The sequence below is a fragment of the Parabacteroides sp. AF48-14 genome (genome assembly GCF_003477465.1).
Classification (GTDB): Bacteria; Bacteroidota; Bacteroidia; order Bacteroidales; family Tannerellaceae; genus Parabacteroides; species Parabacteroides acidifaciens.
On sequence record NZ_QUDI01000047.1, the window covers coordinates 16,637 to 37,567 of the forward strand.

Genomic DNA, 20,931 nt, shown 5'->3' on the forward strand with positions numbered 1-20,931 from the left:
TATGACGAATAACGAAATAATCGCCCGCGCCCTTGCCAATACCGGCATTGCGGCTCTGAACGAGATGCAGCAAGCCGTGCTGGACGCCGGAACGACAAAAGACATGGTGCTGTTCAGTCCGACAGGCTCGGGTAAGACGCTGGCATTCCTGTTGCCGTTACTGACTACGCTGACGGATGAGGACAAAAAGATACAGGCGCTCATCATCGCTCCCTCGCGGGAGTTGGCTTTGCAGATCGAAACCGTATTCCGTTCATTAGGCGCCGGATATAAGGTGAACTGTTGTTACGGAGGACATCCGATCCGCACGGAGAAGAAAAGTCTGGAACATCCGCCGACGGTTCTGATCGGTACGCCGGGACGTATCGTGGATCATCTGGAACGGGGAAACATCGATCTGGATAGCGTGCGTACGCTGATCCTGGATGAGTTCGACAAGTCGCTCGAACTCGGTTTCCTGACGGAGATGAAAGAGATACTGGCGCATCTTCCGGGCGTCCGCCGCCGGGTTTTGACTTCGGCGACAGCTGCGGTCGAGATTCCTCCTTTTACCGGAATTACGGCTCCGGTGCGTTTGTCTTTCCTGAAAGATGTGAAGGAGGCTAAAGGGCTTACTTTGCGCATAGTTAAATCGCCGGTGAAAGATAAGTTGGAAACGCTCTATAAACTGTTGGGAGAGCTGAAAGGCGGTTCCGCCTGATCTTCTGTAATTTCCGTGAGACGGTGGAACGGGTGAGCAATTATCTGACCGAAATGGGTGTGGACAACGAATATTTTCATGGAGGAATGGAGCAGCCGGAACGTGAACGCGCTTTGTCGCATTTCCGTAACGGAAGCGCTACTGTTTTTATCTCCACCGATTTAGCTTCCCGCGGTCTGGATATTCCCGAAGTCAAGAATGTAATCCACTATCATCTTCCGATCAACGAAGAAGCGTATGTACACCGTAACGGACGTACCGCCCGTATGAACGCGGAAGGGGTCGCTTACCTGATCTTGAATGAAGAGGAAACGGTCCCCGAATATATCACCCGTGAACCGGAAGAGTTTTTCCTGCCCGAAGTGGCAAAGAAACCGGTCCGTTCCGAATGGGTGACGCTGACGATCAACCGCGGGAAGCGGGATAAGTTGAGCAAAAAGGACGTTGTCGGCTTCCTTTTCCAAAAAGGAGGACTGGAAAAGGATGATTTAGGTGTTGTCGAGGTGAAGGAGAGTTGTGCCTTTGCCGCTGTGAAACGGGACAAACTTTCCGGCTTGCTGGGACGTATCCGTGATGAAAAGATAAAGAACATGAAGGCTAAATTCGTATGAATATATTGATAAAGGGTGTCCTGTTGAATGACGCCGTGACAGATGTTTATATAGAGAAAAAGGAAATTAAACAGATAGGAACAGACCTGCAAGTGCAGGCGGACCAGGTTATCGACGGGAAGCGTAAAGCCTTGATACCAGGAATGGTAAATGCACATACACATGCCGCTATGACGCTTTTCCGCGGTTTCGGGGACGATATGCCATTGATGCCCTGGTTGGAGCAGAAAATCTGGCCGAATGAAGCCAAGTTGACCCGCGAGGATGTCTATTGGGGCGCGAAGCTCGCTTGCCTGGAAATGATAAAGAGCGGCACGACGACTTTCTTCGATATGTATCATAAATTCGAAGCGACAGCCGATGCTGTGGAAGAAATGGGCTTGCGGACGCTGTTGTCGGGAGCCTGCTTCGACCATTTCAAACCGGAGTTGGCCGAACGGAGCAAACGGGAGAACGAGAGGCTGATTGCCGAGACGGATAAGTATAGCGAACGGATACAATATTCAGTCGGTCCCCATGCAATCTATACGGTTTCCGGGGAATTGCTGCAATGGATACATGGCTTTGCCGCGGAACATTCCGTCCCGATCCATCTGCATCTGGCGGAAACGGAAGGGGAAGTGCAAGACTCGGTCAAGCAGTTCGGCCTTACGCCCGTTCGCTATTTGCATAAGTTAGGTCTGCTGTCGCCCCGCCTGATCATCGCACATGGTCTTTATATCGATGATGATGAGATCCGTATGCTGGCTGATCATGGAGTCAAGGTGGTGCATAACCCGGCATCCAATATGAAGTTAGCTTCCGGCATTCAGTTTAAATTCAGTGAGATGCGAAAAGCAGGTGTGACAGTCGCTTTGGGAACTGACGGCTGTTCTTCTTCCAACAATTTGGATATGATCGAGGCGATGAAGCTCGCCTCACTTTTAGGCAAAGCCTGGCGGAAAGATCCGGAAGCGGTTCCCGCAGGCGAAATATTCCAGGCGGCGACTGAAGCCGGCGCCTCGGCTATCGGACTGAAAGCCGGACGAATCGCCGAAGGTTATCTGGCCGATCTCTGTCTGGTGGATTTGCATATCCCGGCCTTTACGCCGAACCATAATTTTATATCCAATCTGGTCTATGCGGCAAACGGCAGTTGTATCGACACCGTTATCTGCAACGGCAAGATCCTGATGCAGGATAAGAAAGTCCCGGGCGAAGATGAAATCATGGAGCAGACTGCCCGATTGGCCTATAAGCTCGTGGGAAAGGCATAAGCATCGAAGCCGGATTCCATAGGCATGCATTTTAAATTCCATAGGCATGAAAATAAAGTTTCATAGGCACGGAACTAAAGTTTCATGCCCATGGAACTAAAGTTTCTTGCCGGGGAAACAAAAGTTTCATCTGAAAGAAAAATAAATTAGAACGAATATGAATACAACAGACAATGCTTTTTATCAGGAAGCAGCCGACTATCTGGCATCCCGTATCACCGGCAATCCGGAAACGGCTATTATTTTAGGCAGCGGCCTGGGATCACTTGCCGATCAGATCGAGGAAGCGACCGTTATCCCTTACAGCGAGATCCCTCATTTTATGCATTCGACGGCAACGGGACATAAGGGTAACTTTATCTGCGGCAAATTAGGCGGTAAGCAAGTGCTTGCCATGCAGGGACGTTTTCATTATTATGAAGGCTACACGATGCAGCAGGTGACATTCCCCGTCCGGGTGATGAAATTGCTCGGCGTAAAGAATCTCTTGGTCTCTAATGCTGCCGGCGGTATCAATAATACGTTCAAAGTGGGCGATCTGATGATTATACGCGATCATATCAATATGATGCCTAATCCGCTGATCGGCCCGAACAATGAACAGTTCGGAACCCGTTTCCCGGATATGACGCGTGCGTATGACCGCGAGTTTATCCGGCTTGTCGAAGAGATCGCTTCTTCCCTCGATATCCCGTTGAAGAAAGGCGTATATGTCGGCTTGACCGGTCCTTCTTTTGAGACACCGTCCGAGTATGCTTTTTACGGTCGGGTAGGAGGCGATGCGATCGGGATGAGCACCGTTCCGGAAGTAATCGTGGCCCGTCATGCCGGCCTGCGCGTGTTTGGTATGTCTGTCATTACAAACGAAGGTTATCATTTTGCCGATGACTTTGTCAATGACGGCGCGGACGTGATTGTGGCGGCCAATAAAGCGGCTGCGGTTATGACGACACTCGTCCGGGAACTGATTGCCAGGATATAAAAGCTTGTATTTGTGTACAAGTTTTTTATTAAAGTTCTATCTTTGTATTTAATTCAATCAATGTAATAAAATAAACTTATTTCTACCCATGAAAAATTCCAGAAGAGACTTCCTGAAAAAGGGAGCATTGGCAGGGTTCAGCGCCTTGATGATCCCCGAGATCGCAAAAGCTGCCGTGAAAGAAAATACATCCGTACACGCTCCGAAGATCAACCTGAAAAAAGATTGTGTGATCCTGTTCCAGGGCGATTCCATCACCGACTGCGGCCGTGATAAGAATAGTAAACGTTGCAATACGATGGAACAGTTTGGTAGCGGCTACGTGCTTTTTACAGCGACACAATTGCTGGAGAAAGAAGCAGCCCTGCAGCCTAAGATTTATAATCGCGGTATCAGCGGGAATAAAGTGTATGAACTTCGTGATCGTTGGGAGTTGGATTGTCTGGCTTTCCAGCCCGATGTTTTGAGCATCCTGATCGGTGTGAACGACTATTGGCATACGTTGACACACGGATATAAAGGAACTGTCGAGACATACGAAAACGATCTGCGCGCTCTTTTGAAATATACGAAAGAGAAGCTGCCGAATACCCAGATAGTCCTTTGCGAACCTTTCACTTTGCGTGATGGCGCTGCGATAGAAGATTCCAGATGGTATCCGATGTTCGACGAGTTCCGCAAGTCGGCCCGTAAGCTGTCCGGCGAATTTAATACCGTATTCGTACCTTTCCAGGCCGGTTTTGATGCCGCAGTTAAGTTGGCACCGGCACGTTATTGGTCGAATGACGGTGTACATCCCGATTTACCCGGTCGCCAGCTGATGGCTAATATGTGGATGGAAGCGACTGGACTAAAGTAAGATATGATTTTGAGCGGGTGTGAACTGGAAAAATAGCATGAAAAAAGTGCAGCCAGGTTTTGGAGAATAAAAAAATACCTCTATCTTTGCACCCGTTATCGCGGAAGTAGCTCAGTTGGTAGAGCATAACCTTGCCAAGGTTAGGGTCGCGGGTTCGAGTCCCGTCTTCCGCTCCAATCGGTAACAAGGCGGTATGAGACCGCTTTTTTAATGTATTGAAGAAAGGCCCAGGTGGCGGAATTGGTAGACGCGCACGTTTCAGGTGCGTGTGTCGAGAGGCATGCAGGTTCGAGTCCTGTTCTGGGCACCCTTTCTCGCGCAGGTGGTGGAATTGGTAGACACGCTACTTTGAGGGGGTAGTGCCGGTTACGGCGTGTGAGTTCAAGTCTCATCCTGCGTACATGAATAGTCCATATGATTAGTTTAAATACTAATTGTATGGACTTTTTTTATATCTATCCGCGTGCTTCCGTTCGGTATGATCCCGATAATCCTTGTTCCAAAAAAACCTCATCCACATTCACATGTAGATGAGGTTATACTATATCAGTTTATCAAAACGAACAAACTGAAATGACTAATACCTTAAACCTTAGGAATAGTTTGTTTAATTAATATGTGCCTTACATTGTAAGGCTACTTTCGCAAAGTTAAAAAACTTTTTAGTATTATGCAATACCTGAATTGCATAGTTTTTAAAAATAATTTGTTTTTATCCTCTGTTTATGGTTTGAATCTGCGGAGCGTCAATTGTGGATAGGCAACCGTCTCCATATAAAGCCGGGAATCAGCTTCCAGAAGAATACCAGAATGGCATATTTCCAATCGATAACGGCACGGCGCTTCTTCCGTCCGATCGCTTTCACAATTTTCCGGGCAACATATTCCGGTGACATCAGCATCGGATATTTGTCATTCTTCAATAAATCGGTTTTGACGAAACCGGGACGGATATCGGTGAATACGATCGGAAGTTTCTCCATCCGTGCCAGCTGGTCGAGGGCTTCGATGTAAGTATTCTGATAGCGTTTCGTCGCGGAATAGGAGGGAGCCGCACCCAACCCTTTTGTTCCGGCAATGGAACTGATTACGGCCAATTGTCCTCCGCCATGTTCCTTGAAATAGCCGTATGCCGCCGTAACCATTCGGGTAAAACCGACCGTATTTGTTTGCACAGTCGTCAATTCTATTTCCGGGTTCAACGCCCGGTTCTGGCTTCCAACACCGGAGCTGAGCAGAAAAACATCCATTCCGCCTACTTTGCGGATCAGCTCCGCCAGACGTTCCGGAGCGTCCGGGCTGGTGACATCCAGTTGTATGGCTTCAATCTGGCCGGGTGCCTCCGCGCGGAGTTCTTCCAACCGTTCCAGCCGCCGTCCGGCCACACCGATACGCCACCCTTGTTTGATATATAACCGGGCGACTTCATTTCCGATTCCGGAGGTCGCTCCTATGATAATAATTCTTTTTGTCGAGGTCATAATTTAATTGGGATTTGTTGCTTGCAAATATACGGGGATATATTCATTTGGAGATAATTAGCATCAGTAATAATTGCTTTGTACAGATGAATGTTTTATCTTCGCGACGTTGTTGACAAACCAATGTAATGTAAAAAGATGAAGAAGTGTTTTTATCTCCTGTTGACCTTATTGTGTGTTAACTATTCAGTCATGGCGGCTCCGGGCTTCCGTATAAAAGGAAAAATAGTTGATGCCAATAACAATCAGCCGATTGATTTTGCAGATGTGTTCCTTTTCCGTGAGGGAGAGGTGAATCCGGCGTACCAGACTTTGCCTGAAGCCGATGGAAGTTTCCGCATTGCGGATGTGAAAGACGGAAAGTACCACTTGTTGGTGCGACTGGTCGGTTACGACTTGTATAATCGTCCGAATATCGAATTGAAATCCTCTTCTGAGATGATGGATTTGGGAGTTATCTCCATGAAACCTCTGGAAGTGGGATTGGCGGAAGTCGAAGTTGTCGCACAGAAAAAGCAGGTTATTTACAAGTTGGACAAGAAAGTCATCGAGGCTTCGTCCAATCTGCTTGCCGGAGGCGGTTCGGCTGTCGATATTTTGGAAAATACGCCCTCGATACGTGTAGATGCGGAGGGCGAAGTAAGCTTCCGCGGTAGTTCCGGTTTTACGGTTTATATAGACGGCAAGCCGAGTGTGTTCAGCGGCACCCAGGCTCTGGAGCAGATTCCGGCAGGTCACATCGAGAATATAGAAATTATCACGACCCCTTCCGCCCGGCATGATACAGGTGGAGATGTGGGAATCATTAATATAGTCACGAAGAAGCATGTCCAGGATGGATTCAGCGGGATGGTGAACCTGACGGGTAGCACCGTCTTGTCTCGCGGAGTCGATTTCCTGCTGTCACAACAGAACAAGGCATCCCGTTGGTATTTCGGCGGGGTTTGGAGCGAACGCTTGCGTAAGAGTGATTTCGACCAGGAAAAGACGACTATTATTTCGGATACGGCTACGACTTCCCATTCCAACGGACCGCGTAAAAGTAATAACTTCAATTATTCGCTGAAGGCCGGCTGGATGTATTCCCTTCCTCAAACAACGTTCAATGTTGACCTGGAAGGCGGTTATGGCGGCCGTACCCGCAACGGCGACCTGGATTACAGGGAAAAGCGTTCGGCGGACGGGACGACATTCGGCGAGGGTGATTATTATAGCCGTGACGATTACGATATACATGAAACCTATTTTCTGGGAACCGTCGGGTTCGACCATAAATTCAATGACAAGGGACATCAGCTGACCGGTAGTTTCTACCTCAAATACGGAGGTAATGCCCTGGAGTATTTCCAGAGCGACCTCTTCAACAAAAACAACGAGCGGGAAAAGGGACATCGCGCCTGGGAAGACGAACACCGCTGGACCGTGCGTGGTAATCTGGATTATATTTATCCTTATAGCAAAACGGGCCGTATAGAAGGCGGTTACCAGTATTTCTCTTACCTGGAAGACGGAGATTACACGATGCATTTCTGGGACCCGGTGAAGCAAGAGTTTTATAACCGGGATGATATTTATAATACCTTCTATTTCCAGCATGGCATCAACTCGATTTATGGTATTGTTGCCGATAGCTATAAATCGTTTGACTTCCAAGCCGGTGTGCGCGGCGAGCATACGCACCGTGTCTTGCGCAGTTCGATTCCCGGAAAAGACCGTACATATAATAAGTTCGAGTTCTTCCCTTCCGTCCACTTAGGCTATACTTTCCCGAAAGAACATAAGCTGCTGGCGTCTTATTCGCGCCGTATAACCCGTCCGGAACTGTTCTTTATGGAACCGTATATCACCTATCGCGATTTTTATTCGGCGGAAATCGGTAACCCGGATATCCGTTCGGAATATATCAATTCTTTCGAGCTGAATTATAAAAAGAACATAGGCGAACACACGGTTTCCGCCACTGTGTTCCACCGGAGCCGCAAGGACAAGATAGAACGTCTGCGTGTCCCTTATGAGGCGGGTGTTACGTTGGATTCAATGGCAAACGTCGGGCATGATTATTCGACAGGTATCGAATTGAGCGGACAGGTTCAGCTTGCCCGCTGGTGGAACGTGAACCTGAACGGAAGCCTGTATCACTATAAAGTGAAGAACCAGTATAAGACCGGTGGTGAGAACGAGACGAGTACGAACTACGATATCATGTGGAACAACTCTTTCGATGTTTTGAAATATACCCGTGTCCAGGTAGATGGAAACTTTGTCGGTCCGTCTGTGACGACACAGGGACGTACGGATGCCTTCTGGTATGTGAACCTGGCCGTCCGCCAGCAGTTGATGAAACGTAAACTGTCGGCGACACTTGCCTTTCGGGATGTTTTCAACTCCGCTCGCTATGTGAGCAAGATCATTACATCCGACTTGCAATCCATCACGCGTATCCGTCCCAGCTATCCCTTGATTACGCTTACGGTCAGCTATACATTTAATAACTTTAAGGTTAAGAGTTCTCAAAAGAAAGAGGATCACGACCTCTTTGAAGGAACAAACCACTAAAAAAAGCAAAAGTTGTCAGTTACTTGTTAACTGTCAACTTTTTTAATACATTTGTTCCGTAGATAAAAGGAATGATGGAGGAAAAGGAACTGATATTATTATTGAAACAGAGCAGTAAAGATGCATTTACTGCTTTGTATAAACAATATTGGAAACAGGTCTATAATTTTAGCCGCCTTTATCTGACCAGTGTCGATGCCGCCGAAGAGGTGGTGCAGGAAGTTTTTATCAAAGTATGGGAAACGCGCGAGTTTCTCCGTGCGGATGACCATTTCAAAGGCCTCCTGTTTATCATTACCCGGAATCTGATCTTTAACCAGCACCGTAAAAGCCTGAATGAAGATTTTTATAAAGTGACGGTTCTTGCCGCCTTGGAAGAACCTTATGATGTGGAAGAAGAGATTGAAGCTAATAATCTGCAAGAATATATAGATCGCCTGATCGATGAATTGCCTCCACGCCGCCGTGAGATTTTTAACTTGAGCCGCAAAGAACAAAAGAGCTACAAAGAGATAGCGCTCTTGTTGGATATTTCAGAAAAAACAGTTGAAAATCAAATTAGCGAAGCCCTCAAATATTTGAAAAAAAATATCACTTTACTTCTTCTTTTTATATGAGCTTTTTACAATAACCCCTTGTTTTTTCTATTTCAAGAGAAAAAGCATGCGATTTTGTTTTGTCTTTTATTCGGATAAACTGCGTTTTTCTTGACATATTGGCTGACAGGCTGCCGGGTTCATATAAATTGCATCGCATTTATCCATTCATTTTCCAATCTCCCTTACAATTCGTCAAACCTTAACTCCCGGAGAATCGAATATTTGAAAAGATACAGGGGACGATACGTGAATATGGCAAGGAAATAGGGGTTGTTTCGGGAGAATCCGGTACCTTATTTCTATTATGACCGTCCTCATCGCCATTACGACCGTCATAATCTTCGCGAGGTGCCGAGTGCACTACCCATTAGGACGGTCACGATGGCAATTAGGACGGTCGTAATGGAAATTCTTTGCGTACTTCACGATAAAAATCCAATTTATTAACTCTTTTTTTGAATTTGGCAAACTTTATCGGAAGACTGTTTTCTCTTTTTTCAAAGTGTTTCAATGCGTTTTTTACAATAAGTCCCCGGAGGTTCGGCTTGATTTAATGCCGTTTTGTAGAGATTGAGAATAGTTGTAGAAAAAATATTATATTTGAATAGGGGGAAGGAGCATTTTGTGTGTATTTATATATGTAAGGCAATTAAAAATGGAATACGAAGATAAAAAATATATACTTAGGAAACTGATGCAGGATGCGTTGACCGAAGAGGAGCGGATTGCATTACAATCGTCCCGGCGGGTGACACGACAGATGGAGCAGCAGTGGGACAGTGCCCCCGATGTTATCGAGAGGGATCGTCCGGACGAACCGTCTATCTGGCGGAATATTTGCAGAGTTTCCTGGCAGCATGCAGAAGGCAGAAAGGTTGTGTTTTATAAAATATATAGTTTGGTTGCGTCCGTATTGCTGGTGTTGGGAGTGGCGGGAATGGCTTATTTCGCTTATCAAGACAGAACAACAGTTCCGATGTATGTCGTAAGTTCCGGCATCCAGAATATGGAATCCGTCTCCTTGCCGGATGGAACGAAAGTACAGATGGGACCTGGCAGCCGTTTGACTTATCCGGCCAGTTTCTCCGGTAAAACGCGTGAGGTAACGTTGAATGGGCAAGCTTTTTTCGATGTGGCCAAGAATCGTGAGAAACCTTTTATTGTTCGTACGGAAGACATGAGCGTACAGGCATTGGGTACGGCGTTCGAGTTGTTTAGCTATGAAATGGATAACAAAATAGAAACAATTCTATTAAACGGGAAAATCAAAGTCGGTATTTCTGATAAGGGAACCAAAAAGGTGAAAGAATATCTGGTTTCTCCCGATGAAAAGCTCGTATTGGATAGACAAACAGGTGAAGTCATGAAACAGGCGGTCAATGCTGATAAATATACAGCTTGGCGTAAGCAGAAAATGTTGAGTTTTGAAAATGAAAAGCTTTCCATGATAATCCCGCGCCTTGAACAATGGTATGGACGAAAAGTGATGTGCCAGAAGGATTTGGCAGAAAAGTACCGGTTTACTTTTAAGGTGAGGGACGAGTCGCTGGATCGGATACTTTATATGATAAAAGCCTCCTCTCCTTTGATATATACGCAAATGGAGAGTGGTGATTATATATTGACTTTAAAATAACATATTATAAACAACTTAATTCTGATGCTTATGGGATAAAAAAGGGTTAGCCTACAAAAAAATTGGAAGATGCCGGCAAGCACCTTCCAATCAGTGAGTTTTCAAAAATGCATGTCATAAAGGAGTCCAAGCCAAAGACTTGCATTTATTATTCATCAAAAACTATACAAAGTTATGAAAAAAAACAGTGACAGGGATTATTATGTCCCGTTATTTAGAAAAACAAAGCGTATTATGAAGATCACAGCCTTATTTTTGTTGGGAGTCGCATGCTGTATTTCTGCCTCAACTTATGCGCAGGGCTACAAGGTGTCGATCAATAAACAAAACAGCAGTATCATTGAAATCCTTCGGGAAATCGAAAAAAGCAGTGAGTTTACATTTTTCTTTAATGACAATCGTGTGAATGTCAACCGGACTGCAAGTGTGAATGTTAGAAATGCATCTTTGGAAGATGTGTTGGACCAGGTGCTTAGAAACACGGGCTACAGGTATCAGATCATTGATCGCCAAGTGTTGATCAAAGCTTCGGAAACATCATCCCTTGCGAGTGCTCAACAGAACCAGAAGAGGATAACGGGAGTTGTCTTTGATGAATCCGGCCTGCCTGTTATTGGTGCCAATGTGGTTGAGAAAGGAACAACGAATGGAACGATTACGGATGCGGAAGGGAGGTTCTCCCTTAACGTTGCATCAGATGCAACGTTGATAGTTTCTTATATTGGGTATATTCAAAGTGAAGTATCTGTAAAAAATAAAACATCCGTATCTATAACAATGACGGAAGATGCGGAATTGTTGGATGAAGTAGTCGTAATCGGTTATGGTTCGGCGCGTAAAGGAGATTTAACAGGTCCGATATCCAGTGTCAAAGGGGCTTCTTTGACAGAACGTTCTACTCAAATGTTATCTACGGCTATGCAGGGGCAGATTTCGGGCGTGGAGGTAACGCGTTCTTCCGGAGGTCCTGGTAGTTCGGCAACGATACGTGTTCGTGGTGTGACGACACTTTCCAATAACGATCCTCTTGTTATAATTGACGGTGTGCCAGGTTCGTTGAATGATGTTGTAGCTTCGGATGTAGAAACCATGAGTGTTTTGAAAGATGCTGCTTCGGCTTCTATTTACGGGTCTCGTGCTGCGGCTGGTGTCATCTTGATTACGACTAAGAGGGCCAAGGAGAATAAATTCAATTTAGACTACAATTATGAATATTCCATTGACAAACCGACTGCACGGCCGACCAATGGAAATGTGATCGATTGGATGAATGTTCAAAATGAGATTAAGTGGAACGATGGTGCGTCTAATCCTTATTCGCAATATTCGCAGGAAACCATTAATTCTTGGATGGCTAACAATGCAACTGATCCTTATCATTATCCGAATACGGATTGGGTCGATTTACTGTTGAAGAATACGACTTCTCATCAACAGCATAACTTTAACGTTTCAGGCGGTACGGATAAGTTGCAGTCCAAGTTTTCGTTCAATTATCAGACGGCAGACGGGTATTATGCGAATAAATCGTATGAACGGTATGCCGGTCGTGTTAATAATGATTATAAAATCAATTCTTGGATTCGGGCCAATATTGATATTGACTTTTCAGCTTCGGAAAGCATAAATCCATTCTCTACTAATTTCTCCAAGAGTGAAACTTTCAATCCGATTTATTGGGCATATTTAACGGCTCCTTATTATAATCCGTATTGGCAAGATGGTAGTTATGCAGATGTGAAATCGGGAGCTAATCCGTTGGCCATGTTGAACGAAGGAGGAACGACCAATACCAATTATTATAAATTCGGAGGTAAAGCACAGTTGAGTTTGACTCCGGTGAAAGGGTTGACTTTGACAGCGGTTTTCGCTCCCCGTTACACTTTCGAGAGCAAAAAGGCATTTAATAAGAAAGTGGATGTTTATTATGAAGATGGGACGGCCATCGCTGCACAAAATAGTAAGACAACCCAGTTGAATGAAGCGCGTAATAACACCCAAAGCCGTACTTATCAGTTTTATGCCAACTACGAGAACAAATGGAATGAGCATTCCTTGAATGCAATGGTCGGATATGAAGGTTATAAATATAAATGGGAAAATCTGGGTGCATCAAGAAATAATTATGAATTGGATACTTATCCCTATTTGAATCTTGGACCGGAAGATTACCAGTATAATTCAGGTAATGCAGGTCACAATGCTTATCAATCCGTTTTCGGGCGAGCTATGTATTCATACAAGAGCCGTTATATGTTACAGGCGAATGTCCGTGCAGATGCCTCTTCTCGTTTTGCATCTGCTTATCGTTGGGGTGTTTTCCCTTCTGTATCGGCGGGTTGGGTAGCTTCAAATGAATCTTGGTTTCCTAAAAATAAATGGATAGATTATTTGAAAGTACGCGCTTCTATTGGTTCATTGGGTAATGAGCGTATTAGCGATGCGGAATTTCCGTATCAGGCAGCTATCAATTTCGGAAACAGTTATATGTATGACAAGGGTTCCCAATCGGTGACTGCTGTACAGAATGCTGCACAATATAATTATGCATTTAGCGATATTACGTGGGAAACAACGACGACTTATGATATTGGTGTCGATATTACTTTGTTAAATAATCGTCTGAGTTTGACAGGTGACTATTATTATAAGAAAACATCCGATATGCTTTTGACTTTGGGATTCCCTTCTTATGCAGGATTCTCTGCTCCGAAGCAAAATGCAGGTGATATGTATACTCACGGTTGGGAGCTTGAAGCAAGTTGGCGTGACCAGATTGGTGAGATTTCTTATGGCGTATCCTTTAATCTGTCCGATTATCGTTCGAAAATGGGATATTTAGGAGACAGAAGGACTATAGATGGTAATAAGATTTATGAAGAAGATTCTTATTATTATGAGTGGTTTATGTATAAGACCGATGGTCTGTTTATCACTGATGCTGATTTGTATGATTCGGAAGGAAACAAGTATCCGACACTCACTGCTAACGATAAGGCTGGTCATATTAAATATGTCGATGTGAATGGAGATGGTGTTATCAATTCGGATGATAAAGTTCGTTTAGGAAATTCCTTGCCGGAGTTTCAGTTTGGTGGTAATCTTTTCTTAGGTTGGAAGGATTGGGACTTCTCACTTTCTTTCCAAGGCGTGGGACATCAGAATGTTCTTTTTAATTCTGCTTGGATTCAACCGTTGAAAGAACAATGGGGTGCGGTACCTTCTCTTGTATTGGGTAATTATTGGAGTCAGCATAATTCGGATGATCAAAACCGGAATGCCAAATATCCTCGTCTTACATATACCAATACTACCAATACTTATACCGGATCTGATTATTGGTTGTTCAACGGAGCTTATTTCCGTGTTAAGAATATTACATTGGGATATTCGTTGCCGCAGAAACTTGTGGATAAGTGTTTCATCAGAGGGCTTCGGATATATGCAACAATAAATGATCTTCCTGCTATCAGTCATTATCCTAAGGGATGGGATCCGGAAATAGGCGCAAGTTCCGACTTTATATCCACGTCTTTTACATTTGGCGCAAATGTTAAATTTTAAATTTATAGTGATATGAAACAGATAAAATTTTCTATATGCACTGCTTCTCTGTTCATGCTTATGTCGTGTGTCGATCTTAATTTGAATCCTCTTTCTGAAGGGTCGAGTGAGAACTGGTATTCTTCTCAAGCAGAAATAGAGATGTCCCTGAATGATTTCTATCGTACGGATTTTTTCCCGATTGACGATATGAAATGGGGAGATGATGTAACTGCCCGAAATGAAACATCGGAGGTGAATAATGGTACGTTGACTTCAGAAAACGGAACGATTGCCAAACGCTGGGAAAACTATTATAAAGGTATTGCCCGTGCTTTACGCATAATCAATAATATGGACCGGGCACGTGCTATGGGCGTTTCGGAAAAGGATATAGCCCAATATGAAGGTGAAGCTTATTTCTATTTGGGACATGCTTACGGTATGTTGGCTTTTCATTGGGGGGATGCGATCTTGGATAAGGTGGGTATGAGTTTGGATGAGGCTTATACCGCTTCCCGCTCTCCGAAAGCCGATGTATTAGCTTACAGCTACGAATGCTTGGACAAGGCTGCGGAACGTTTACCGAACAGTTATCCCGGTATCCAGCGTGCTACGAAAGGGGCTGCTTATGCATTTAAAGCGAGGATTGCTATTTATAATGAAGATTATGCTACCGCTGCTACTGCTGCCAAGAATTGTATGGATTTGAATGTATATAAACTGCATGACAACTATCAGGATTTATTTACAGCTTCTTGGTCTGACGAATGGATTTTCTTCTTCCGTGGAGATGTGACGTTGAAGAAGTATTATTGGGCTGCATCTGATGTCTTGAATTGTATTTCTCGTCTTTCAGGCGGATGGGGTGGTCAAAAGGCTCCGTCTTATGAATTGGTTTGTGCTTATCCTTGCATTGACGGTAAACCGATCGATGAATCTCCACTTTACAACCCGAAAGATTTTTTTGAGAATAGGGATCCGCGTATGGCGATGACGATTGTTCCGTTTGCAACAGCGTACAACAAGAGTGTGTTGGACGGAACGTATGATCCGAACGATTATAAGTGGTTGGGGTATGAATATTCTCCATCTCCTGTTAAAACAACCGTTCAGAGAATTTCCGATGGTGCACAAGTGGGAAATAACGATTCAAAAGCAAGAGCGGAACATGCTTCGTACACAGGCTTGCTATTTAAAAAATATGTTGATGAATCATTCCTGGAAAATGGTAAAGCTGGTGCACCGACTACTTATCCGATGCTGCGTTACGGTGATGTCTTGCTGATGTATGCTGAAGCGATGAATGAGATGAACCAGTGTAGCCAAGAGGTGCTGGATGCAACGATTAATAAATTGCGGGAAAGAGCTTATAATGGAACAGGTCTTGAGTATCCGCGAGTAACGGAAGGTTCACAGCAGCAGTTACGTACGGTTATCCGTACCGAACGTTTCATTGAAATGGCTTGGGAAGGCCACCGTTATAGCGATTTGATTCGTTGGAAGATTGCAGGTAAAGTATTGAATCGTCCAATTTATTTCTTGAATCGTGCATGGTCCGGTAATACCTCTTGGGATGGAAATGAAAGTTCGGTGTCTGCTGAATACAAGCAGTTGATTCAGAACTGGAAAGATGGTAACTATCCGATAGGTGGTATTCCTCAGATTGATGAAGACGGTATTGCTGATTTAAGCGAAATGGCGAAAAAAGGTTATATTACTGTGGCAACAGAACGTAAATTCGATGAAAGTCGTGACTATTTATGGCCGATACCTGCTGCAGACAGACTTATCAATGATAATCTGTCACAAAATCCGAAATGGTAATTGAGATTGGGGCTCCTCTGTTTATATCGTCATATAGAGTATGAGGAGCCCTTATTATAACTATATTTGGCAAAATATTGAAAAGAAATGAAACTGAACAATATAATTGGATTAATGGCAGTCTGTTCTCTAATGGGATGTACAGCACAGAGAGACGCAAAGAATGTGCCGGACTCTATTTCCGGCATTTATCCCCGATTAGCCTATTACAATAACGAGGCGAATGCGGTACCGGTGCTGTTGTGCCCTGGGCTGACCGATTGTGGGTGATTACTTATGGTCCTCACCTGCCCAATGGCTCGTCTGATAAATTATATGAAGTAACGCCCGACTACCAGCAAATTGTCCGTGATGAAAGTATCGGAGGAACTCCTGCCAACCGCATGATCCATAAGGAAAGCAATCAACTGTTCATCGGCCCGTATGCTATTGATCAGACAGGTAAAGTACGCGTTATTCCCTATACAGTCATGCCAGGCCGCCATACCGGCAATGCCCGTCATCTGACAGATCCGGCGAATAAGATCTATTATGGAACGATGGAGGAAGGCTTTTATGAGGTAGACGTAAACACGTTGGAAGTAAAAGAATTGTATCAGGACGGAAATAATAAGCAGCAGAAAAAGAACGATACGGATGCAGGGCCTATAAACGACTTGCTGCCGGGTGTTCATGGCAAAGGCTTATATTCCGGACAAGGCTTTATGTTTTACACGAATAATGGAGAAGGAACGCAAGAAGCTTTACGAAAATTTGATGTGGAAGCGGGTGTTCTGGCAGAATGGGATGGCAAGGACTGGAAAACCGTACGCCGGAATCAATTCGTGGAAGTGACTGGTCCGGGTGGAATTTATGGAAATGCAAATCCGGAAACAGACCCGGTTTGGGCTACGGGCTGGGACTATAAATCGATTCTTCTGGGAGTGCGCGACGCTAAAAAAGGATGGTCTTTTTACCGTTTGCCAAAGGCCAGTCATAGCTACGACGGGGCACATGGTTGGAATACGGAATGGCCGCGTATCCGGAATGTGGGGACCGATATGGCTCCGGACTATCTGATGACAATGCATGGGATGTTCTGGCATTTCCCCGGAACGTTTACAGCGGATAACTCTGCCGGAATTCGTCCCCGTTCTGCTTATTTGAAGGTGATCGGTGATTTTACCCGTTGGAATGACCAGTTGGTTTTCGGTTGTGATGACTCGGCTCAAAAAGAATTTCTGAACAAACGGAAGGCAAAAGGCAATATAGAGGGCCCTGGCCAGTCGAATTCGAATCTGTGGTTTACCTCTTTGGCAAAACCGGATGAGTTAGGACCTGCTACGGCTGAAGGTGCTGTTTGGGCCCGGGAAAACGTAAAGGCGAATGAAACATCCGAACCGTTTTTGTTCAGCGGTTGGGTGAATCGTTGCGGATGGGTGAAGAACGAAGGGAAACAACCTGTTACTTTTACGTTCGAAGTGGATGAATCCGGAGATAACCGGTGGAAGACTTTGAAATCGGTAACAGTCAGTCCGGGTAAAGCGGCATCTGTCCCCTTTGGCGCGATGGAAAAGGGTGAATGGATTCGTGTAAAGGCGGATAAGAATACAATGGCGACGGCTACATTCTCTTATACATCTTCAGATAATCGCGCGATGTCTCCCGCTCCGATTTATAACGGCCTTACTTCTGTGGACAAGGATAAAACAACCGGTGGCCTGTTGTACGGATTGGGCGATGATCGCCGCGCGTTAGGGCTATTGGCCAATACGACGGTTGACGGTAAAGTTTCGGAAACTGGTTATTATGAAATGGGAGATAAGTTGGAATTGATTCGGAAGGATGATGCTAAGACAGCCGATTTCATTCGCAGTAAATTTGCGATTCCCCAACAGGTTATTTCAATAGAAGAAGGTTCCGTCCTGGTAGTCGATGATTTGGGCCGCCGCTGGCGTTTGCCTTTAGGAAATGAACAGTATAAGAATCTGACGGAACAGGGAGTCCTTCGTATTTGCCGTGAAGTGGCGACGGAACGCGACTTATTCTCTTGCATGGGGACGTTCTATGAACTTCCCGCCGAAAATGCGGATGGTTATGCCAAGATCCGTCCGGTATCATCTCATAATTTCCGCATAAATGATTATGCTTCCTATCGGGGGATGCTTCTTTTAACAGGCGTGACTCCTGAAGAAGGCAAGGACAATCCGCATATAGTCATCTCGGATGATGGAAAAGCCGCTGTTTGGGTGGGTGTCATCGATGATTTGTGGTCTTTGGGTAAACCGGTAGGACAGGGTGGTCCTTGGAAAGATACAAATGTGCAGGCCGGTGTTGCATCCGATCCTTACTTGATCGCGTTCTACGATAAAAAGGAACTGTCGCTTTCACACCAGTCCGATAAAAATGTCGTTATAACGGTTGAGGTCGATCCTACCGGAAATGGCGATTGGATGGATTATGCTTCCTATACTGTTAAACCGGGAGAAAAATTTGTTCAACAACTACCTGAATCGTTCCAGGCAAGATGGGTTCGTTTTGTATCGGATACGGATACGAAAGCTACCGCTTGGTTGGAGTATAAATAATAATATCATGAAAACTCGTGTAATTTTTACTTTATTGTTTCTGATCAGCTTAGGTCATATCCGGGCTGCGGACCTGTTTGTTGAAGCCGAGAGTTTCAGCAATAAAGGAGGCTGGGTGGTGGACCAGCAGTTTATGGATCTGATGGGATCGCCTTATTTGTTGGCGCATGGAATGGGCGTGCCAGTGGATGATGCCTATACGGAAGTGACTTTTCCGGAAAAAGGCGAATATTATGTCTATGTCCGTACCTATAACTGGACCTCTCCCTGGAAAAAAGGGGAAGGTCCCGGGAAATTCAGTTTGTCGGTCGGAGGAAAGAAGATGACCTCTCCGTTAGGAGCAGAAGGTAGTGCCTGGATATGGCAGATTGCAGGAAAGGTATCGGTAAAGAACCTGAAAACAGTAATAAAACTGCACGACCTGACCGGTTTTGACGGCCGTTGCGATGCAATCTACTTCACGACGGAAGAGGGAAAAGTGCCGCCGTCAGATATAAAGGGCTTGGAGGCTTTCCGCCGGACAGCATTAGGACTTCCGGATGAGGCACCCGTTGCCGGACAGTATGATTTGGTTGTGGTGGGCGGCGGTATTGCCGGTATCAGTGCCGCAGTTTCGGCAGCCCGGCTTGGGTGTAAAGTCGCCCTGATCAATGATCGTCCTGTATTAGGTGGTAATAACAGTTCTGAAATCCGTGTTCATTTGGGAGGACGGATAGAGGCTGGGCCTTATAAGGAATTGGGAAATCTGCAGAAAGAGTTTGGTCCTACGCGTGGAGGAAATGCGCAACCGGGCGATTATTATGAAGATGATAAAAAGTCGGAATTGGTTGCCAATGAAAAGAACATAACATTATTCTCCAATTATCGCGCCATCGGTGTGCAGATGGATGGGCAGAAGATCCGTTCCGTGATCGCTAAACATATTGAAACCGGAAAGGAACAGCGTTTTGAAGCTCCTCTATTTTCAGATTGCACCGGTGATGGTACGATCGGTTATCTGGCTGGTGCCGATTATCGGATGGGACGTGAGGCCCGTGATGAGTTTGGCGAGAGCACAGCGCCGGAAAAGGCTGATAAAATGACGATGGGTGCATCTGTCCAATGGTATTCTGTAGATGATAAGAAACCGTCGCCATTCCCTACTTTCAGCTATGGCGTCGAGTTTAACGATAAAAACAGTGAGAAAGTGATGATGGGCGAGTGGACTTGGGAAACCGGCATGAACTATGACCAGATCAGGGACTTCGAGCGCATCCGGGATTATGGTTTATTGGTGGTCTATTCGAACTGGAGTTATTTAAAGAACGGCATGAAGGAAAACTCTCAATACCGTAACCGGAAATTAGGATGGGTGGCTTATGTATCGGGCAAACGTGAATCCCGCCGCTTGATGGGGGATTATATCTTGAAGGAGGATGATATCCGTAAACATGTGGTGCATGAAGATGGAACTGCCGCCTCGACATGGACGATCGACCTTCATTATCCGGACCCTGCAAACACGGCTAATTTCCCGGATCAGGAGTTTAAGTCAATTGCTAAGCATATCGAGATTTATCCTTACCCAATACCATATCGCTGTCTTTATTCCCGTAATGTCGACAATCTGTTTATGGCGGGCCGCAATATAAGTGTTACGCATGTCGCCTTGGGAACTGTCCGTGTGATGCGTACCACGGGCATGATGGGCGAGGTGGTTGGAATGGCAGCTTCACTGTGCAAGAAATATCATGTCACTCCCCGGGGTGTTTACCGTTCTTATCTGAATGACCTGAAAGGACTGATGAAAGAGGGAGTGGGTAAGAAAGGCTTACCTAACAACCAGCAGTATAACGAGGGGGGAACGTTAAGAAATAAGCCTGTTGTTAAATAAGCGGAAAAAAATCCATCGCCATACATTTTTAAATCCATGGCGATGGATTTTTAATTCATGCCCATGAAAATCTTTTAAACCTGAGAATCATGAAATACAGACAGCTTTATCTCTTTCTGTTATTCTTTTCTTTATTCTCTTATTCGGTTACGCTTGCCGGACAAGAAAAGAAGCAGGAACGGTTTACCATAATGGGATTAGGGGATTCCATTACGGAAGGATCAGATTACTTCACTTGCTATTTGTATCCGCTTTGGGAGAAATTGTTTACAGCCGGGTATCAGTTTGATTTTATCGGTCCCCGTGAAAGTAAATGCCGGATCGGGACACTCAGTCATTGTGGTTTCAGCGGCAAGAATGTGGAGTTTTTAGAGTCGAAGATCGACAGTATCTACCGGCTTTATCCGGCAGATATCATCTTGCTCCATGCCGGTCACAACC

The 20,931-nt window shown here is 45.2% G+C and carries 11 protein-coding genes, 3 tRNA genes and 2 pseudogenes; 15 read left to right on the plus strand and 1 reads right to left on the minus strand.

Annotation, left to right across the window (positions count from 1 at the left end; translation table 11 throughout):
- The first annotated feature begins 1 nt into the window (after position 1).
- The 7 genes and pseudogenes from DW083_RS18315 (at position 2) to DW083_RS18345 (ending at position 4,808) form a co-directional block, all read left to right on the plus strand.
- Positions 2–1,311 (plus strand): annotated as a pseudogene (locus DW083_RS18315) (DEAD/DEAH box helicase).
- Positions 1,308–2,567 carry an amidohydrolase family protein gene (locus tag DW083_RS18320; RefSeq protein ID WP_122333394.1) on the plus strand — a complete coding sequence of 420 codons (1,260 nt, stop codon included), beginning with the start codon at positions 1,308–1,310 and terminating at the stop codon, positions 2,565–2,567. Before DW083_RS18315 ends, DW083_RS18320 begins: the two are co-directional and overlap by 4 nt.
- 157 nt (positions 2,568–2,724) lie before the next feature.
- The gene (locus DW083_RS18325) at positions 2,725–3,549 is read left to right on the plus strand and encodes a purine nucleoside phosphorylase I, inosine and guanosine-specific (RefSeq protein WP_122333395.1); all 825 of its coding nucleotides are present in this window, start codon (positions 2,725–2,727) and stop codon (positions 3,547–3,549) included.
- Positions 3,550–3,637: 88 nt separating this feature from the next.
- The gene (locus DW083_RS18330) at positions 3,638–4,408 is read left to right on the plus strand and encodes an SGNH/GDSL hydrolase family protein (protein WP_122333396.1); all 771 of its coding nucleotides are present in this window, start codon (positions 3,638–3,640) and stop codon (positions 4,406–4,408) included.
- Positions 4,409–4,508: 100 nt separating this feature from the next.
- Positions 4,509–4,584 (plus strand) — tRNA-Gly (locus DW083_RS18335).
- 49 nt (positions 4,585–4,633) lie between these two features.
- Positions 4,634–4,715: transfer RNA gene (locus DW083_RS18340), tRNA-Leu, on the plus strand.
- Positions 4,716–4,724: 9 nt separating this feature from the next.
- A tRNA-Leu gene (locus DW083_RS18345) sits at positions 4,725–4,808 on the plus strand.
- Positions 4,809–5,154: 346 nt separating this feature from the next.
- Here the strand turns inward: DW083_RS18345 and DW083_RS18350 are convergent.
- Complete coding sequence (locus DW083_RS18350) at positions 5,155–5,889, minus strand: SDR family oxidoreductase (RefSeq protein WP_122333397.1); 735 nt, start codon at positions 5,887–5,889, stop codon at positions 5,155–5,157.
- A gap of 138 nt (positions 5,890–6,027) precedes the next feature.
- On the opposite strand from DW083_RS18350, the gene DW083_RS18355 reads away from it, so the two are divergent.
- From DW083_RS18355 to DW083_RS18390, 8 genes and pseudogenes are all read left to right on the plus strand, one after another.
- Positions 6,028–8,445 (plus strand): outer membrane beta-barrel family protein, encoded by a 2,418-nt coding sequence (locus DW083_RS18355; RefSeq protein WP_122333398.1) that lies wholly within the window; start codon positions 6,028–6,030, stop codon positions 8,443–8,445.
- Between the two features lie 74 nt (positions 8,446–8,519).
- Entirely contained in the window at positions 8,520–9,062 is a 543-nt protein-coding gene (locus tag DW083_RS18360; protein WP_115500083.1) for an RNA polymerase sigma-70 factor, read from the plus strand.
- 637 nt (positions 9,063–9,699) lie between these two features.
- The gene (locus DW083_RS18365; protein ID WP_122333403.1) at positions 9,700–10,680 is read left to right on the plus strand and encodes a FecR family protein; all 981 of its coding nucleotides are present in this window, start codon (positions 9,700–9,702) and stop codon (positions 10,678–10,680) included.
- Between the two features lie 234 nt (positions 10,681–10,914).
- On the plus strand, positions 10,915–14,244 hold the full coding sequence (locus tag DW083_RS18370) for a TonB-dependent receptor (protein WP_233552279.1): 3,330 nt from the start codon (positions 10,915–10,917) through the stop codon (positions 14,242–14,244).
- Between the two features lie 12 nt (positions 14,245–14,256).
- Positions 14,257–16,050: a RagB/SusD family nutrient uptake outer membrane protein gene (locus DW083_RS18375; RefSeq protein WP_122333400.1), complete on the plus strand. Its 1,794-nt coding sequence runs from the start codon at positions 14,257–14,259 to the stop codon at positions 16,048–16,050.
- Positions 16,051–16,292: 242 nt separating this feature from the next.
- Positions 16,293–18,617, plus strand: a complete 2,325-nt coding sequence (locus DW083_RS18380) for a hypothetical protein (protein ID WP_233552280.1) — start codon at positions 16,293–16,295, stop codon at positions 18,615–18,617.
- A gap of 7 nt (positions 18,618–18,624) precedes the next feature.
- Positions 18,625–20,490 (plus strand): FAD-dependent oxidoreductase, encoded by a 1,866-nt coding sequence (locus DW083_RS18385; RefSeq protein WP_122333401.1) that lies wholly within the window; start codon positions 18,625–18,627, stop codon positions 20,488–20,490.
- Positions 20,491–20,579: 89 nt separating this feature from the next.
- Positions 20,580–20,931 (plus strand): annotated as a pseudogene (locus tag DW083_RS18390) (SGNH/GDSL hydrolase family protein); the annotation flags it as partial.

Coding starts and splice junctions, on each gene's coding strand:
- DW083_RS18320 (WP_122333394.1), top strand. CDS start 1,308: ATGAATATATTGATAAAGGGTGTCCTGTTGAATGACGCCGTGACAGAT.
- DW083_RS18325 (WP_122333395.1), top strand. CDS start 2,725: ATGAATACAACAGACAATGCTTTTTATCAGGAAGCAGCCGACTATCTG.
- DW083_RS18330 (WP_122333396.1), top strand. CDS start 3,638: ATGAAAAATTCCAGAAGAGACTTCCTGAAAAAGGGAGCATTGGCAGGG.
- DW083_RS18350 (WP_122333397.1), bottom strand. CDS start 5,889: ATGACCTCGACAAAAAGAATTATTATCATAGGAGCGACCTCCGGAATC.
- DW083_RS18355 (WP_122333398.1), top strand. CDS start 6,028: ATGAAGAAGTGTTTTTATCTCCTGTTGACCTTATTGTGTGTTAACTAT.
- DW083_RS18360 (WP_115500083.1), top strand. CDS start 8,520: ATGGAGGAAAAGGAACTGATATTATTATTGAAACAGAGCAGTAAAGAT.
- DW083_RS18365 (WP_122333403.1), top strand. CDS start 9,700: ATGGAATACGAAGATAAAAAATATATACTTAGGAAACTGATGCAGGAT.
- DW083_RS18370 (WP_233552279.1), top strand. CDS start 10,915: ATGAAGATCACAGCCTTATTTTTGTTGGGAGTCGCATGCTGTATTTCT.
- DW083_RS18375 (WP_122333400.1), top strand. CDS start 14,257: ATGAAACAGATAAAATTTTCTATATGCACTGCTTCTCTGTTCATGCTT.
- DW083_RS18385 (WP_122333401.1), top strand. CDS start 18,625: ATGAAAACTCGTGTAATTTTTACTTTATTGTTTCTGATCAGCTTAGGT.